At 73.0% G+C, this 16,118-nt stretch carries 13 protein-coding genes and 1 pseudogene; 10 read left to right on the forward strand and 4 right to left on the reverse strand.

Features of this window, described 5'->3' with window-relative positions; translation table 11 throughout:
• Positions 1–7: 7 nt before the first annotated feature.
• A complete protein-coding gene (locus tag KDL01_RS12065; RefSeq protein WP_212528525.1) occupies positions 8–1,009 on the reverse strand; it encodes a tyrosine-type recombinase/integrase in 1,002 nt (333 codons plus the stop codon).
• Between the two features lie 94 nt (positions 1,010–1,103).
• On the opposite strand from KDL01_RS12065, the gene KDL01_RS12070 reads away from it, so the two are divergent.
• The 4 genes from KDL01_RS12070 to KDL01_RS12085 all read left to right on the forward strand — a co-directional run bounded on the left by KDL01_RS12070 (position 1,104) and on the right by KDL01_RS12085 (position 6,062).
• Complete coding sequence (locus KDL01_RS12070) at positions 1,104–1,568, forward strand: Lrp/AsnC family transcriptional regulator (protein ID WP_212528526.1); 465 nt, start codon at positions 1,104–1,106, stop codon at positions 1,566–1,568.
• Between the two features lie 9 nt (positions 1,569–1,577).
• Positions 1,578–3,248, forward strand: coding sequence for an amidohydrolase (locus KDL01_RS12075; RefSeq protein WP_307846264.1), 1,671 nt, complete (start codon positions 1,578–1,580; stop codon positions 3,246–3,248).
• Between the two features lie 208 nt (positions 3,249–3,456).
• Positions 3,457–5,274, forward strand: a complete 1,818-nt coding sequence (gene lnt / locus KDL01_RS12080) for an apolipoprotein N-acyltransferase (RefSeq protein WP_212528527.1) — start codon at positions 3,457–3,459, stop codon at positions 5,272–5,274.
• Positions 5,271–6,062 carry a polyprenol monophosphomannose synthase gene (locus KDL01_RS12085; RefSeq protein WP_212528528.1) on the forward strand — a complete coding sequence of 264 codons (792 nt, stop codon included), beginning with the start codon at positions 5,271–5,273 and terminating at the stop codon, positions 6,060–6,062. The genes lnt and KDL01_RS12085 overlap by 4 nt, the downstream gene beginning before the upstream one ends.
• Before the next feature lie 417 nt (positions 6,063–6,479).
• Here the strand turns inward: KDL01_RS12085 and KDL01_RS43275 are convergent.
• Positions 6,480–6,809: pseudogene (locus KDL01_RS43275) on the reverse strand (RNA polymerase-binding protein RbpA); the annotation flags it as partial.
• A gap of 303 nt (positions 6,810–7,112) precedes the next feature.
• Here KDL01_RS43275 and KDL01_RS12095 point away from each other — a divergent pair.
• The gene (locus KDL01_RS12095; protein WP_212528530.1) at positions 7,113–8,768 is read left to right on the forward strand and encodes an AbeC-like domain-containing protein; all 1,656 of its coding nucleotides are present in this window, start codon (positions 7,113–7,115) and stop codon (positions 8,766–8,768) included.
• 391 nt (positions 8,769–9,159) lie between these two features.
• Here the strand turns inward: KDL01_RS12095 and KDL01_RS12100 are convergent, their stop codons facing one another.
• Both KDL01_RS12100 and KDL01_RS12105 read right to left on the reverse strand, forming a co-directional pair.
• A complete protein-coding gene (locus KDL01_RS12100; protein ID WP_212528531.1) occupies positions 9,160–9,696 on the reverse strand; it encodes a MarR family winged helix-turn-helix transcriptional regulator in 537 nt (178 codons plus the stop codon).
• Positions 9,697–9,957: 261 nt separating this feature from the next.
• Positions 9,958–10,938: an aldose 1-epimerase family protein gene (locus KDL01_RS12105; protein ID WP_212528532.1), complete on the reverse strand. Its 981-nt coding sequence runs from the start codon at positions 10,936–10,938 to the stop codon at positions 9,958–9,960.
• Between the two features lie 274 nt (positions 10,939–11,212).
• On the opposite strand from KDL01_RS12105, the gene clsA reads away from it, so the two are divergent.
• The 5 genes from clsA to KDL01_RS12130 form a co-directional block, all read left to right on the forward strand.
• The gene (gene clsA / locus KDL01_RS12110) at positions 11,213–11,887 is read left to right on the forward strand and encodes a cardiolipin synthase ClsA (RefSeq protein WP_212528533.1); all 675 of its coding nucleotides are present in this window, start codon (positions 11,213–11,215) and stop codon (positions 11,885–11,887) included.
• A gap of 176 nt (positions 11,888–12,063) precedes the next feature.
• On the forward strand, positions 12,064–14,559 hold the full coding sequence (locus tag KDL01_RS12115) for a mannose-1-phosphate guanyltransferase (protein ID WP_212528534.1): 2,496 nt from the start codon (positions 12,064–12,066) through the stop codon (positions 14,557–14,559).
• 186 nt (positions 14,560–14,745) lie between these two features.
• Positions 14,746–15,129 carry a glycine cleavage system protein GcvH gene (gene gcvH / locus KDL01_RS12120; protein WP_212528535.1) on the forward strand — a complete coding sequence of 128 codons (384 nt, stop codon included), beginning with the start codon at positions 14,746–14,748 and terminating at the stop codon, positions 15,127–15,129.
• A gap of 190 nt (positions 15,130–15,319) precedes the next feature.
• The gene (locus KDL01_RS44520; protein ID WP_212528536.1) at positions 15,320–15,820 is read left to right on the forward strand and encodes a double zinc ribbon and FHA domain-containing protein; all 501 of its coding nucleotides are present in this window, start codon (positions 15,320–15,322) and stop codon (positions 15,818–15,820) included.
• Positions 15,821–15,825: 5 nt separating this feature from the next.
• On the forward strand, positions 15,826–16,118 hold a 293-nt coding region (locus tag KDL01_RS12130; protein WP_212528537.1), incomplete at its 3' end, for a MerR family transcriptional regulator.

Genomic DNA, 16,118 nt, shown 5'->3' on the forward strand with positions numbered 1-16,118 from the left:
CCGCGCGTCAGCCGCGCGGGAGCGCGCGGCCCGGCTTGGCGGCGCTGCGGGTCGGCGGGCGCTCGTCGGCGAAGGTGAGCTCGACCGCGCGGCGCAGCTGCTCGAGCCGGTAGGGCAGCGGACGCCAGCCGACCGAGCCGGCCAGCTCGGCGTTGAGCTCGACCACGGCGCGGGTGTAAGCGCGCTGCAAACCCCGCGGACGCAGCGGCATGCCGGGCGGGCGGCGCACCGCGTGGCCGTCGGCCGCCGGCAGCCCCGCGTGGTTCCCGGCCACCGAGACCCACAGGGTCTTGACACCGAGGTGGAACTCGTCGATCAGCTCCTGGCGCCGCGCCAGCCAGTGCCCGAGCGCCGCGATCGTGCCGGGGGAGAGCGTGACCAGCTCCGTCACCGGCTCGGCCACCCGGCGCGCCTGCGGCATCCGCACGATCCGCACGGTCGGGCGCTGCGCCTCCAGATCCAGGTCCTCCAGCGTCAGCGCGCACAGTTCGCCGACCCGCGCGCCGGTGTCCAGGACCGTGCCGATCACCGCGAGCAGGCGCACGTGCGCGGCCAGCACCGGCGGGTTCTGCGCCCGCTCGAGCAGGTAGGCGCGCAGCTGCGAACGGGTCGGCGCGTCGACCGGCTCGCGCACCTGCGGCGGGTCGACCCGCTCGCCGAGCTCCACCGGCACCGAGAGCTCCCTGGCCAGCAGCTTCAGGCAGTCCTCGCGCACCCGCATCGAGGCCGGGCTGGAGAGCGCGCCGGGGACGCGGCTGGCCCGGGTACGCAGCTCGCCCCGGCGCCCGAGGTCCAGATACGAGCTCACCGCCTGCGCCGTGAACAGGTCGGCCGCGGTCTCGATCGCGCCCGGCGGCCGGTACTCCGGATGCGCCAGCGCCAGTCGCAGCTCCTTGACGAACCAGCGGATCTGCCGCGCCCGGGCGGCGCTGGTGCCCTCCCGCGCGCACAGCCGTTCGGCCGCCGCGGTCACCTCGTCGACGGCCGCACCGGCCTGACCTTGCGTCATATGCCGCAACGATAGCGGGCCGCGCCGACACCGTCCGCGCCGGATGGCGAACCGGCGAACGCGCCGTGTGGCGGGGGCGACTACGGTAAGGCATGTGGAGGACATCGACGTACAGATCATGAAGCTCCTGCTGGAGGACGGCCGGATGAGCTACACCGACGTGGGCAAGGCCACCGGCCTGTCCACCTCGGCCGCCCACCAGCGCGTTCGCCGGCTCGAGCAGCGCGGCCTGATCAAGGGCTACCGCGCGGTGGTGGACGTCGAGGCGCTCGGGCTGCCGCTGACGGCGTTCGTCTCGGTCAAGCCCTTCGACCCGGCCGCACCGGACGACGTACCGGAGCGGCTGGCCGGCCTGTCCGAGATCGAGTCCTGCCACTCGGTGGCCGGGGACGAGAACTACATCCTCAAGATCCGGGTGGCCACCCCGGCCGACCTCGAGGGGCTGCTGGCCCGGATCCGCTTCGCCGCGAACGTCTCCACCCGCACCACGATCGTGCTCTCGACGCCGTTCGACGGGCGTACCCCCGATCTTCCGGGCAGTCGTCCAGTCGGTGGCTAAGGTGATCCCGTGACCAGTGACGCGCTTCCCGCCTCCGAGACCCGCACCACCCTGCTGCGCAACGGGGCCGTGTACAACCCGGCCGAACCGTACGCGACGGCCCTGCTCACCGTGGGCGACACGGTGGCCTGGATCGGCTCGGAGGACGGCGCCGACCTGCACGTGGACGCGGCCGACACGGTGATCGACCTCGAGGGCGCGCTGGTGACCCCGGCGTTCGTGGACGCGCACGTGCACGCCACCTCCACCGGCCTGGCGCTGACCGGTCTCGACCTGGCCGGCACCGTCTCGCGCGAGCAGGTGCTCGACCGGGTCGCCGCGTTCGCCGCGCACCTGCCCGCAGACGCGGTGGTGCTGGGCACCGGCTGGGACGAGACGCACTGGCCGGACCAGGCGCCGCCGACCGCCGAGCAGCTCGACCGCGCTGCCGGGGGACGGGCGGTCTACCTCTCGCGGGTGGACGTGCACTCGGCGGTGGCCTCCTCGGCGCTGCTCGCGGCCGCGCCCGACGCCCAGGGCGCGGCGGGCTACCGCGGCGCCGGCCTGGTCGCGCAGGCCGCGCACCACCTGGTCAGGACCGCCGCGTACGGCCAGGTCAGCCCGGAGCAGCGGGCCGACGTGCAGCGCGCGGCCCGGGCCCGCGCGGCCGAACTCGGCGTCGGCGCGCTGCACGAGTGCGGCGGGCCCGACATCTCCGGCGAGGACGACTTCACCGGGCTGCTCGAGCTGGCCGCGGACGAGCCGGGACCTTACATCTTCGGGTACTGGGGCGAGCTGACCGACCCGGTCAAGGCGCTCGAGCTCGGCGGCGTCGGCGCGGGCGGGGACCTGTTCATCGACGGCGCCCTCGGCTCGCGCACCGCCGCGCTGCGCGACCCGTACGCGGACGCGGCCGAGACCGGCGACCCGGAGCACGGCGGCGTGACGTACGTGGACGGCGAGGAGCTGGCCGGATTCCTCGCGGCCTGCGTGGAGGCCGAGGTGCAGCCGGGCTTCCACGTCATCGGCGACTACGCGATGGACCTGCTCGTCGGCGCCCTCGAGCTGGCCGCCGCGGCGGTGGACGAGAACCGGCTGCGGGCGCTGACCGTGCGCGCCGAGCACGCCGAGATGGCGGACGCCGTGACCGTGGCCAGGCTGGCCCGCTTCGGCGTGGTGGTCTCCGCGCAGCCGGTCTTCGACCAGGCCTGGGGCGGGCCGTCCGGGATGTACGCCAAGCGCCTGGGCGCCGAGCGGGCCGCGACGCTCAACCCCTTCGCCGCGTACGGCGCGGCCGGGATCGTGCTGGCCTTCGGCTCGGACTCGCCGGTGACCGCGCTCGGACCCTGGGCGGCCGTGCGCGCCGCCGCGTTCCACCAGACCCCGGGCTCGCGGATCACCGCGCGGGCCGCGTTCTCCGCGCACACCCGCGGCGGCTGGCGGGCGCTGCGCCCCGGCGCGCCCGGCGTGCCCGAGGACGAGCAGGGCGTGCTGACCCCCGGCGCCGCGGCCACCTACGCCGTGTGGCGGGCCGGGGACCTGCTGGTGCAGACGCCGGACTCGCGGGTGGCCGCGTGGTCCACCGACGAGCGGGCCGGGGTGCCCGGACTGCCGGATCTGACCCCGGGACTCGAGCTGCCGCAGTGCCTGCGCACCGCGGTGCGCGGCCAGGCCGTCTTCGACCGTCTGGGCCGGGGATGAGAATCCGGTCAACCCGGTCCTCACGTGCGCGGGCGAACGGGTCGAAAGCGCCCCGGATGAACCGGCCAAGCTAAAAAGTGCGTGGGAAAGGGCGAAGGAACCGTCCTCGGCCGTCCTACCGTCGATACCGGTGCGCCATGATTGAGCAGGCGCGTACGGCGTTCGCGCCGAGTTGAACCATCGACCCCCAGGAGCGGAAGGGCCATCCGTGGCACACCTCTGGCGTCCCCGGCGCCCCAGGCCCGGCCGGGCCTGGCTGCCGCACCTCGCCGCGCTCGCCTCCGGTCTGGCGCTCTACCCCGCCTTCGCTCCGATCGGCTGGTGGTGGCTCGCGCCGCTGAGCGTGGCCGGGTTCACCCTCGCGGTCGGGGCCGCCTACCGGGGCCGGGTCGAGCGGGGCCGGCGTCGGCCGTGGGCGGCCGGGGCGTGGGCCGGATTCTGGTTCGGCCTGGCCTTCTGCTACATCATCTTCCGCTGGGTCGAGGTCATCGGCGTGGACGCGCTGGTGGCCCTCGGGCTGATCGAGGCGCTCTACTTCGCCCCGCTCGGCGCGGCCGTGGCCTCGGTCGGTCGGCTGCGCGGCGCCGCGTTCTGGCAGGCGCTTTTGTGGGTGGCCGAGGAGTTCTTCCGGGACCGCTGGCCGCTCGGCGGCTTCTCCTGGGGCCGGCTCGCCTTCAGCCAGGCGCAGACCCCGCTCACCAAGGTCGTCGCGCTCGGCGGCGCCCCGCTGCTCACCTTCGCCACCGCGCTCGTCGGCACCGTGCTGGCCTGGTACCTCCAGCGGCTGCTGCGGGCCCGCGCGCTGCGCCGGGACGAGGGCGAACGCCCGTCCTGGGCGCAGGCGATCGGCTGGCGCACCGCGGCCGGCTGGCTCGGCGCCGCGCTGGTGCTGCCGCTGGTGGGCAACCTGGTGCCGATCCAGACCACCGCGGGCAAGCCGGTGGAGCTGGCCGCGATCCAGGGCGACGTGCCGCGCACCGGCCTGGACGCGTACGGGCAGGCCTCGGCCGTGCTGGACAACCACGTGAAGGTCACCGAGGAGTACGCCCAGCAGATCGCCGAGGGCAAGGCCAAGCAGCCGGTCGCGGTGTTCTGGCCGGAGGACTCCGACGACGTGGACCCGTTCACCGACCCGACCGCGTACGCCAAGATCAGCGAGGCGGTCTCGGCCATCGGGGTGCCGACCCTGGTCGGCTCGGTGGTGGACGTCGGGCAGAACAACGCCCAGAACCTCGGCATCGTCTGGGACCCGCAGACCGGGCCCGGGCAGACCTACGCCAAGCGGCACCTGGTCCCGTTCGGCGAGTACATCCCGTTCCGTACCGAGCTGACCAAGTTCATCTCCGAGATATCCCTGGTCCCGCGCGACTTCGTGCCCGGGCACACCCCGGGCGTGATGACCGTGGGCGGCGTGCACATCGCCGAGGTGATCTGCTTCGAGGTGGCCTACGACGACATGGTGCGCTCCTCGGTGCTCGGCGACGGCGGCGTCCTGGTGGTGCAGACCAACAACGCCACCTACGGCCGCACCGACCAGCCCGGCGAGCAGCTCGCCATCTCCCAGCTGCGCGCCGTGGAGACCGGCCGGCCGGTGATGATCGCGGCCACCAGCGGGATCTCCGGCTACATCGACGCCTCCGGCCGCATCGTCGAGCAGACCCGGCAGTTCACCGCCGCCGTCGTCTCCGCCGAGGTGACCCCGCGTACCGGCCAGACCCTGGCCGTGCGCCTCGGCGCCGCGCCGGAGTGGGTGATGATGGGCCTCGGCCTGCTCGCCTGGGCCTGGGCCGCCGCGGCGGGGCGCCGGCGGCGCCGGGAGGCCCTGGCCTTCCAGTCGCTCGACCTCGCGGCGCGGCCGCTCCCGGAGCACGCGGGCGCGCCGTCGGCCGACAATCCGGTAACGGCTTCGTCCATCTCCGGCGGCCCGGCCGTTGACGGTGCTCCGGACACGGTAGGCTCGCTGCCCGCGCCAGCTGCTACGACCACCACCCCTCTGACGAATGATGCAAGGAAGGCTCGCACGTGACCGACTCGAACAGCCCGGCAGCCGTCTCGCCGGAAGCCGGCGAGCTCGCCCCTGTCCTGGTGATCATCCCGACGTACAACGAGCGCGACAATCTCGAGTCGATCGTCTCCCGGGTGCACCAGCACAATCCCCAGGTCCACGTGCTCGTCGCGGACGACAACAGCCCCGACGGCACCGGCGAGATCGCGGACAAGCTCGCCGCCGCGGACGAGCGGGTCAAGGTCATGCACCGGGCCGGCAAGCAGGGCCTGGGCGCGGCGTACATCGCGGGCTTCCAGTGGGGGATGGACCACGGCTACCAGGTCCTGATCGAGATGGACGCCGACGGCTCGCACCGGCCGGAGGACCTGCCCTCGCTGCTGCGCGCGCTCGAGCAGCAGCGAGCCGACCTGGTGATCGGCTCGCGCTATGTCAAGGGCGGCGAGATCCAGAACTGGCCGAAGTCCCGCGAGATCCTGTCCAAGGGCGGCAACACCTACATCCACCTGATCATGGGCCTGAGGGTGCGCGACGTGACGGCCGGATACCGGGTCTTCCGCCGCTCCACCCTCGAGGCGATCGGCCTCGACTCGGTGCGCTCGGCCGGCTACTGCTTCCAGACCGACCTCACCCGCCGGGTGAACAACGCCGGGCTCAAGATCGTCGAGGTGCCGATCACCTTCGTCGAGCGCGAGCGCGGCCAGTCCAAGATGAGCCGCAGCATCGTGGTCGAGTCGCTCTGGCGGGCCACCTCCTGGGGCGTGCAGGACCGCTTCGCCCAGCTCACCGGCAAGAACAAGCAGCGCTAAGCCGTTCGCGCGCGCCGCCGGGCGCGCGCGAACGGTGGCGGGACCTGCCGGCCGACCCACGAGGTCCGCAGGTCCGGAAAAGCCGAGTGCGCGCCACACCGGGCGCGCACCTCATCCAGGGCGCCCCTCGGGCGCCACCGCCGTGTTCGGCTGTCATTGTTTTACGTTGCTCTGGTTCTGCTGGGCGTGACCGCCTCGGCCGCGCGGCTACGGCTTCGTGGCCGCGGTCTTCCTGGCCGGCCGGTCCGACGACTTGGCGGCCGTCTTCCTGGCCGGAGCCGCGCCCGGCTTCTTCGCCGCGGTCTTCTTGACCGTCTTGGCCGGGGCCGTCGCGGTGGCCGCCCCGCCCTCGGCCCCGGGCGCGCCCTTGGACAGGTTCACCGGCGGCGCGGTGTGCGCCGACCTGCGTCCGAAGCCGCCGTCGCGCAGCAGCGCGAGCCGCTCGGCGAGCACCTCCTCGAGCTCCGGAATGGACCGGCGCTCGAGCAGCATGTCCCAGTGCGTACGGGCCGGCTTGCCCTGCTTGTGGTCCTCTTCCACGGTGCCGCCCACGCGCAACGCCTGCGCGCCGCACACGCGGCACTCCCACACCATCGGCACTTCGGCCTCCACCGAGAAGGGCATCTGGAAATGATGGCCGGCGGGGCAGGCGTACTCCACGTCCTGCCGCGGTGCCAGGTCTATCCCGTTGTCCGTCTCGTAACTCGTGGCGCCCAACCTGGTGCCACGCAAAGCCCTCTCACTCATCCCCACTACCTCCTCAGGCCTCACCGTGTCCACCCGGGGCAACGCCTCAAGGCGCCGCAATGTTCCCGCGCGCTCCCAGGTGGGCCCGGAACACTGCATACCCGGACATTCTTCAGCTAACCGGTATTGATGTCAGGTGGTGGAGGAACGGGACGGATGACGGTCGGGCAAAGGCTTGGCCAAGCTTCGCACCCGGCGCCCCGCCTGCCCCCGACACGCCCGTACGGGCCCTCGGCCGCGTGGTAAAGTCCGGCTCTCGCGAAAGACGAGTTGGCGCGGGGTGGGACAGACGGAGGCTCGAGGGTGGGCGTGACGACCGGTGTGGTGGCACAGGTCGGGCGTGTCCCGGGCCCGCGGCGGCCGGACGACGGCGCGGCGGACGAGGACGCGACGCGTTATCTGTGTACGGCCGCACATATGGACGAGCGCTTCGGCCGCGCGCTGATCCGCAACCTGCTGGTGCGCGAGGACCGACAGCCCGCGGCGGCCCGCGGCGTGGACCTGGTGACCGTGGCCCGGCACGCGGTGGCCGCGCGCACCCGGCGGCTCTACCGCGACGGCGCGATAGCCGCGGTGGTCGTGGTGGCCACCGGGCTGGGCGGCTGGCCGGTGCCGTGGGTGCTGGTGTGGCTCAGCGCCATGGTGCTCGCCGTGCGCGCGCTGAGCGTGCCGCCGCGCGGCGAGGACGCGCCGCCGCGTCCCGGCCCCTCGGCCGGCGGTTCGGTCGGGACCCGCTCCGGCGCACCGTCCGCGTCCGCGAGCGGTTCCGGCGGTGCCTCGGGCCCGCGGACCGGTGCGGTCCTGGCGGGCCTGCGCCGCGGCGCGGGAGCGCAGGCGACGCTGTTCCTGCTCGCCGTGTTCGGCGGTCTGATGGTCATCCTGGCGCTCAGCCACGCCGACCCCTTCGGCCTGCGCGAGACGCTGCACATACCGGCCCCGGCGAACACCGGCGACCGGCTGCGCCGCCTCGGCGCCCCGCTCGCCGCCGCGTTCGGCTGCTGGGCGGCGGTGTTCGCCGAGGAGCTCGCGGCCCGCTCCGCGGTGGCCGAGCGCCTCGCCCCCGGCCGGTTCACCCCGAGCCGCTGGCTCTCCGCCGAGCCCGCCTGGGCCCAGCGGGCGATGGGTGTGCTCGGAGCCCGCCTCGCCGCCGCCGAGGCCGTACGGCCCCCGCTGGCGGCCCCCGCGGAGCCGTTCCTGGGCGCCGGACGCCAGGCGCTGCGCCGGCGCTGGCTGATCGAGCTCGGCCCGGCCGCCTCGCGCTCCGCCCCGTTCGACACCGAAGACCTGCTGGACCGGGCCTGCGAGGCCCTGAGCGAGGGGCTCGGCCCGCTGGACCCGGGCGGCCCGGCGCTGGTGCTCGTGGACGACTTCCCGGTGGCGGCGGGCCCGGCCCTGGCCACCCGCGGCGACGGCGACCTGCCGGTGCGGCTGCTGCCGATGCCCGCGGCCACCTCGCGCGGCCACTCCAGCGCGCGCCGGTTCCGCCGGGTGCGCATCAGCCGCGGCGCGGCCGGGCTGACCGTGACCGTGTTCGTCGGCGCGACCGCGGGCAACGGCCTGCTCCAGGTCGAGCTGTACGGGTACGTACTCGCCCCGGTGGCCGGACGCTTCCGGATAGCCGACCGGCTCACGCCCTGGGGCTGGGAGAGCGTGGGCGCGTGCGCGGCCCGGGCGGCGCGGCGTACCCCGGGCCGGATCCTGTCCGCGCCCGGCGCGCTGGCCCGCACGGTCGCCGATCCGTTGCTGCGGCGCCACTACGGCGCCGTCGCGCAGCGCGCGGCGCAGCACGGCACCGAGCTCGACGCGGGCGCGCGCTTCGATCCGCGGGCGCGGGTGTGCGCGGATCCGGGGGAGGACTTCTTCGCCGACGAGGACGCGAACCTCTACCTCGCCGTGGTCGAACGCCGGGTGCGCGCGGAACTGCGCCATCTGCTTCCGGCCGAGCAGGCAGACTTCTGACACGCCGCGGGATACCGCGGGTCCGATCCGCGCTCTGATATCCGCTCACGCCTATCCGCGTTCGGCCTCCGCCGCCTCCCGTGGACGGGCGGGCGGGCCGGGGTCCTGTGACCCGTCTGGCCGTGCTCTGCGACGGCGGGCCGATCAGGGTCGTGCGGATGTGCGGGATCGTCTCGCCGTGCGCCCGGGGCGCCGGTACGGGCGTCCGGCCGCCGGGTAGCGCGAAAGGTGCGGCGCCGCAGGGCCGTGAGGCGGCCGTACGGCGCCGCGTTTCACGACGCAGGGGGTTGAAACCGTCCGGCCGAGCGCCGGGTTATACGCAAGTCCCCCGCCCAGCGAGGCTAGGCGGGGGCGGACCCGCGGTGGGTGTGCGCGGGCCGGGAACGTGCGGTCAGAGCTCGCTCAGCGCGTTGCCGAGCTTCTCCAGGTGGTCGACGACGACGCCGTACTCCTCTTCGGTCAGGGTCTTGCGCACCGTGCGCTCGAGCGCGCGCACGCGCTTCTTGGCGGTGTCGAAGGCCTCCTGGCCGAGCGGGGTGACCGTGGTGGTGATCACCCGTCCGCCGCCGGGGTGCGAGGTGCGCGCGATGTAGCCCTTGCGCTCGAGCGCCGCCACAAGGCCGACCATGGCCTGCGGGGTGACCTGCACCGACCGGGCGAGCGTGGCCGAGGAGGCGCTCTTGAGGTGCACCAGAGCCTGCAGGACGCCGTACTGAGCCTCCGTCAGGTCGACCTCGTCGAGGACCCGGTCGACGTGGCGGCCGAGTTCCCGGTTGCACCGCGTCAGCAACCAGGACAGGTAACCGTTCTGCGGACGGTACGAGGCCTCCTGGGCGCGGACGGCCTCCGCTTCGGCGACCTGTCGGGCGCGCCGCGCCGAGCGTCCGCCCGTGGGCAGCAAGGGCTGATTCTTCGTCGGTGTGCTCATGATGTGCGTGTGACCCCTTCGCATCCTGTCTTCGCGGCCCACCCCACGGCCGGAGGTCGCAGGGCGCTGAGGCGCGGCGCGCGGGAAGGGCGCGTCCGCGCCGTCGGCGGGCCTCTCCAGGCCATGATAAACCCGAATGGAGCAACCCGGAACCACTGTCAGAAAAAACGCTGATGGACTTTACTTCGGGCCAGAACATCAGTCGTCGTGAGATCATGACAGCGGACGAGTGTGCGGCCAGGCATTAGGCCTGATGACACGTCAGCTGTAAGCGATTCCCCAACGGTGCGTCACCAACTGGCCCGGCTCGAGTCTGATCAGATCGGTCCCGGAGTTGAATGCGTCGGGCGGACAGGACATCGGCTCCACCGCCACCGCGGCCCGCCTGTGGTCTCCGGCCAGCGCGTCGCCTGTGAACACCTGGACCCACTCCAGGCCCCGATCCAGCCAGAGCGTGACCGCGCCGCCGTCCGGAGCACTCACCCTGATCCGGCCGAGGCCGTCCAATTCCCGCTGCAGACCGCAGAACGCGGTGTCGAGCACGGACCCGGAGAGCGGCCGCGGCTTGCGGAAGTCATAAGGGCTCGAATCCACCTCCAAAGCGCCGCTGGGAATCATCCGCTCGTCCACGGCGAGATAATGCTCGGCGGGAAGATGCAGGCTCCACTCGTCCGCCGCACCGGGCCGCGGCGCCACACCCGGGGTCAGGTACGGGTGCGCGCCGAAACCGTACGGCGCCGTCCCGCGCCCGATGTTGCGCGCCTCGATCTGCACACTGAGACCCTCGTGGCCGACGCGGTAGTCCGCGGCCAACTCGAGCGTGTGCGGATAGCCGGGGACCGGGTGCACCCGCACCGTCAGCCGCACCCGGTCGGCCGCCTGCTCGGTGGCGTGCCAGGGCAGCCAGCGGGTCAGGCCGTGGATGGCGTTGCCGGTGGCCGGCTCGGTCAGGTCCAGCTGACGGCGCTCGCCGTCGATCGTGTAGGAGCCCGCGGCGACCCGGTTGGGCCACGGCAGCAACAGCTGCCCGGCGCCCGAATGGACGATCTCTTCTTCCCCGTACCCCGCCACCAGCGGCCGGCGCGGGCCGTCCCCGTCGTACTCCAGCACGCGCAGTCCGGCGCCCACCTCGGTCACCACCGCGCGGTATCCACCGCCGTACAGCTCGAACTGACGGCCCGTCGGAAGTGCCGCACCCCCGTGCGGGGCGAGTGTCTGCTGCTGCGATTTCACGTCGTCCATGAGTGGATACTCTCGCACACGCGGTCCGCGCAGCCGCAAATTCACGCGCGTGCGACAGCCGTCCGGGCGCGGAGTCAAGGGGGGAGAAGCACCGCGCGGACGGACGGCTGTAACGCTTTTCACGCTAATCGCGCGGCCGGTGTTCCGGAAAGCGGCATTCGCGCGATTTGAGGATTTCTTTGCCTAGTCCGGGTGAAACCTACACGTCCGGTGCGGCGGAGCGCGGCCAGACCTCCCCGCGGCGGCTCGGAGCCGATCGTCTAAACTGACGTTCATGAGCGCCGAGCCCGAGTCCGAGCCCGACCCCACGCCCGGCCCGCAGCCCGGCGCGCCGGCCCCCGGCTCCGCCGAAGCCCCCCGCGACGCGATCTGGACGATCCCCAACGCGTTGAGCGTGCTGCGCCTGCTCGGGGTACCGCTGTTCATCTGGCTCATCCTCCAGCCGGCCTTCCACGGCCCGCACTACGACGGCTGGGCCATCCTGGTGCTCGCCGTCAGCGGCCTGACCGACTACCTCGACGGCAAGATCGCCCGCGCGCTCAACCAGACCAGCAAGCTCGGCGCCCTGCTCGACCCGGCCGCCGACCGCCTCTACATCCTGGCCACGCTGGTCGGGCTGGCCTGGCGCGACATCATCCCGATCTGGCTGGTGGTGCTGCTGGTCGGCCGGGACGTGCTGATGGGGATCCCGCTCGCGGTGCTCAAGCGGCACGGCTACGGCGCGCTGCCGGTCCACTTCCTCGGCAAGGCGGCCACCTTCAACCTGCTCTACGCCTTCCCGCTGCTCCTGCTGGGTGACGGCCACAACGCGCTCAACGACGTGGCCGGCGCGATCGGCTGGGCGTTCGCGATCTGGGGCACCACGCTCTACTGGCTCGCCGCCGGGCTCTACGTCATCCAGGTGCGCCAGGTGGTACGCGGCGACGGCCCGGCCCCGGCGGCGGCTTAGCCTTTCGCCGTGCGGGTTCCGAAATAGGCCGAAGGGTCGAAAGCGGCGTTCCTCACGTATTTTCTTCGATTATCGTCGGCCGGAGGGGGCAGGGGTAGGACGCGCGGAGAGCGCCCATGCGGCGCTACTCCTTTTGCGCCCCCCGTGAACAGCCGACGACCTGGGAGCGAAAACCCGTGAAAGCCGTCGTGATGGCCGGCGGAGAAGGTACTCGGCTGCGGCCGATGACCTCCTCGATGCCCAAACCGCTCTTACCCGTGGCCAACCGTCCGATCATGGAGCACGTGCTGCGCCTGCTGCGCCGGCACGGTCTGACGGACACCGTGGTCACCGTCCAGTTCCTCGCCTCGCTCGTGCGCAACTACTTCGGCGACGGCGAAGAACTCGGCATGTCCCTGTACTACGCGAACGAGGAGGTGCCGCTCGGCACAGCCGGCTCGGTCAAGAACGCCGAGGAACAGCTCTCCGGAGATTCCTTCCTGGTCATCTCCGGCGACGCGCTGACCGACATCGATCTCAGTGCCCTGATCGCTTATCACAAGGCGAAGGGCGCGCTGGTGACGGTGTGCCTGACCCGGGTCCAGGACCCGGTGGAGTTCGGCATCACCATCACCGACGAGGAAGGCCGGGTCGAGCGTTTCCTGGAGAAGCCCACCTGGGGCCAGGTGTTCTCGGACACCGTCAACACCGGCATCTACGTGATGGAGCCGGAGGTCTTCGACTACGTCGAGTCCGGAACGCAGGTGGACTGGTCCAGCGAGGTCTTCCCGCGGCTGCTGGCCGAGGGCAAGCCCGTCTACGGCTACGTGGCCGAGGGCTACTGGGAGGACGTGGGCACGCACGAGTCCTACGTCAAGGCGCAGGCCGACGTGCTCACCGGCGCGGTCGAGACCGAGATCGACGGTTTCGAGACCGCCCCCGGCGTGTTCGTGGCCGAGGGCGCCGAGATCGACCCGGCCGCGATCCTCAAGGGCCCGTGCTACGTCGGCCCCTACGCCAAGATCGAGGCGGGGGTGGAGCTGCGCGAGTACACCGTGCTCGGCTCCAACGTCGTGGTCAAGTCCGGCGCCTTCCTGCACCGCGCGGTCGTGCACGGCAACGTCTACATCGGCCCGCAGGCCAACCTGCGCGGCTGCGTCATCGGCAAGAACACCGACGTGATGCGCGCCGTGCGGATCGAGGACGGCGTGGTGGTCGGCGACGAGTGTCTGATCGAGGAGGAGTCGGTCCTCTCCGGCGGCGTGCGGGTCTACCCGTTCAAGACGGTCGAGGCCGGCGCCGTCGTGCACAGCGACGTGATCTGGGAGCAGCGCAGCTCCCGCTCGCTGTTCGGCCCGCGCGGCATCAGCGGCGTGATGAACGTGGAGATCACCCCGGAGCTCGCGGTCCGGCTCGCCGGCGCGTACGCCACCACGCTCAAGAAGGGCGACACGGTCACCTGCGCCCGCGACGGCTCCCGTGCCGCGCGTGCGCTCAAGCGCGCCGTCATCGCCGCGCTCACCTCCAGCGCGCTCAACGTGCGCGACCTCGAGTCCGTGCCCACCCCGGTGGCCCGGCTGCAGACCGCCCACGGCTCGGCCGGCGGAGTGCTGATCCGCACCACCCCGGGCGTGCCGGACTCGGTGGACATCTCCTTCCTCGACTCCTCCGGCGCCGACCTCTCGCCCGGCGGACAGCGCAAGCTCGACCGCATCTACTCCCGCGGCGAGTACCGGCGCGCGTTCCCCGGCGAGATAGGAGACCTCGGCACCCCCTCGCGCATCTTCGAGAGCTACGTGCAGGAGCTGCTGGCCCGGGTGGACATCTCCGGGATCGCGGACGCCGGCATGAAGATCGTGGTCGACGTCGGCGGCGGCGCGGCCGGGCACGTGCTGCCCTCGCTGCTCGGCCGGATCGGGGTGGACGCCTACACGGTCAACCTCGGCATCGACGAGGCGCACCCGACCGAGTCCCCGGGCGAGCGGCACACCGCGCTGCGCCGGCTCGGCGCGCTGGTGGCCTCCTCCGAGGCGGCCTTCGGGGTCAGGTTCGACCCGGTCGGCGAGCGGATCTGGCTGGTCGACGACACCGGCGCGCGGATCGACGAGGACCGGGCGCTGCTGGTGATCCTGGACCTGGTCTCGGCGGAGAAGCGCGGCGGCAACGTCGCCCTGCCGGTGACCACGACCCGGGTCGCCGAGCGGGTGGCCGGATTCCACGGGGTCTCCATCACCTGGGTCTCCACCGCGCCGGACCAGCTGACCACGGCGTGCACCAAGGCCGGCACCATCTTCGGCGGGGACGCGCGCGGCGGGTTCATCGTGCCGGAGTTCCACCCGGCCCTCGACGGGATCGCCACCTTCATCAGGATGCTGGGTCTGGTCTCGCGCACCCACCTGACGCTCTCCCAGATCGACGCGCGCATCCCGCACGCCCACGTGCGCCGGATGGACGTGCCCACGCCCTGGGCGGCCAAGGGCATGGTGATGCGCACCGTCGTGGAGGCCGCCGAGGGCCGCGAGGTGGACACCACCGACGGCGTGCGCATCGTCGAGGCCGACGGCAGCTGGACCCTGGTGCTGCCCGACCCGGCCGAGGCCGTCACCCACCTGTGGGCCGAGGCGCCCGAGCCGGACGCGGCCGACCGCCTGCTCGGCGCGTGGGCCTCGGTGGTGGAGCGCTCAGGCAGCTAGGGGCCCCCTGCTCGGCGAAGCCGGAGCGGTCCCGGTCGCGTCACGACGTGGTGACGCCGACCGGGCCCCGCGCCGGGTTCGCGAGTGGCGTGTGGAGTGGCGGCGCACGGACCCGGTAAGGTCGGCCGCGTGGCCCGCGCGGGGAAGGCGGGCGGTTGTTCGGATGAAGAGAGCGATGGAAGAGCCGTGACGACGACGCCCGAGGACCTGAAGTACACCAGTGAGCACGAGTGGGTGCGCGGCACGGGCCCCGTGGTGCAGGTCGGCATCACCGACTTCGCCCAGGACTCGCTCGGCGACATCGTCTTCGTCACGCTGCCCAAGCCGGGCGACGCGATCACCGAGGGCGAGCCGTGCGGCGAGCTGGAGTCCACCAAGTCGGTCAGCGACATCTACGCCCCGGTGACCGGAACGGTGACCGAGGCCAACGCCGCGCTCGAGGCCAACCCCGAGCTGGTCAACTCCGAGCCGTACGGCGAGGGCTGGCTGTTCAAGGTCGAGCTGGGCGAGGGCGTCTCGGTGGACGTGCTGCTCGACGCGGCCGGCTACACCGCCACGCTCGGCTCGTAACGCGGCCGGTCGGCGCCGGCGGGCGGGACGGGCGGACCGTCCCGGCTCCGCCCCGCCGACGTGTCGGTTGACCGGGCCCCCGACGGGGCTCTAGGTTTCGATGCATTGTCAGCTGAGTACCCATTACTCCGTAACGTGTCCGCGAACCCACGGGGGCACCCGCCCCTGACCGCAGCAGGAGGTCGAATCGATGCCACCGTCGACAGGCGTGGACCCCTCGCTGTGCTCGCGGTGCGGGCATGTGAACACGGCCGGCAGCCGGTTCTGCTCGAACTGCGGCAATCCGCTGGTGGTCGGCCAGCGGCCGACCGAGGTGACCTCGACCATCGCCTTCGGGGCGCTGGGCCTGGCCGAGCCGCCGGACGAGACCGGCGAGGTGCCCGCGTACGAGGACTTCGACGCCGCCCTCGTGGTGCGCCGCGGCCCGAACGCAGGCAGCCGCTTCCCGCTCAACACCGAGGTGACCACGGCCGGGCGGGCGCAGGACAGTGAGATCTTCCTGGACGACGTGACGGTCTCGCGCCGGCACGCCGAGGTGACCCGCACCGCGCAGGGCTTCCTGGTGCGCGACGTCGGCTCCCTCAACGGCACCTACGTCAACCGCGAGCGGATCGAGGAGACGCTCCTGGCGGACGGCGACGAGGTGCAGATCGGCAAGTACCGCCTCGTCTTCCACGCCGGCCGCGGCTGACGCGGGTGGCGCAGCGCGTCGGGCCAGGGTCCGGCGAGCCCCGCGTCCGGGGCCTGACCATCGGCGAGGCCGCGGCCAGGCTCGCCCGGGAGTTTCCCGGACTGCGCCCGGAGACGCTGCGGGTGATGGAGCGCCAGGGACTGCTGGAGCCGCGGCGCACCCCGTCCGGCTACCGCCGCTACGCGGAGCGGGACCTGGAGGCCGTCCGGCGCATCCTGGCCGGAGCGCCGCAGCAGCGGGCCGAGCCGCCGCGGGCGCAGCCCGGCCGCGCCGAACCCCCGCCGCCGCGGGCGCAGCC

Source organism: Actinospica durhamensis (assembly GCF_018139695.1).
Lineage (GTDB): Bacteria > Actinomycetota > Actinomycetes > Streptomycetales > Catenulisporaceae > Actinospica > Actinospica durhamensis.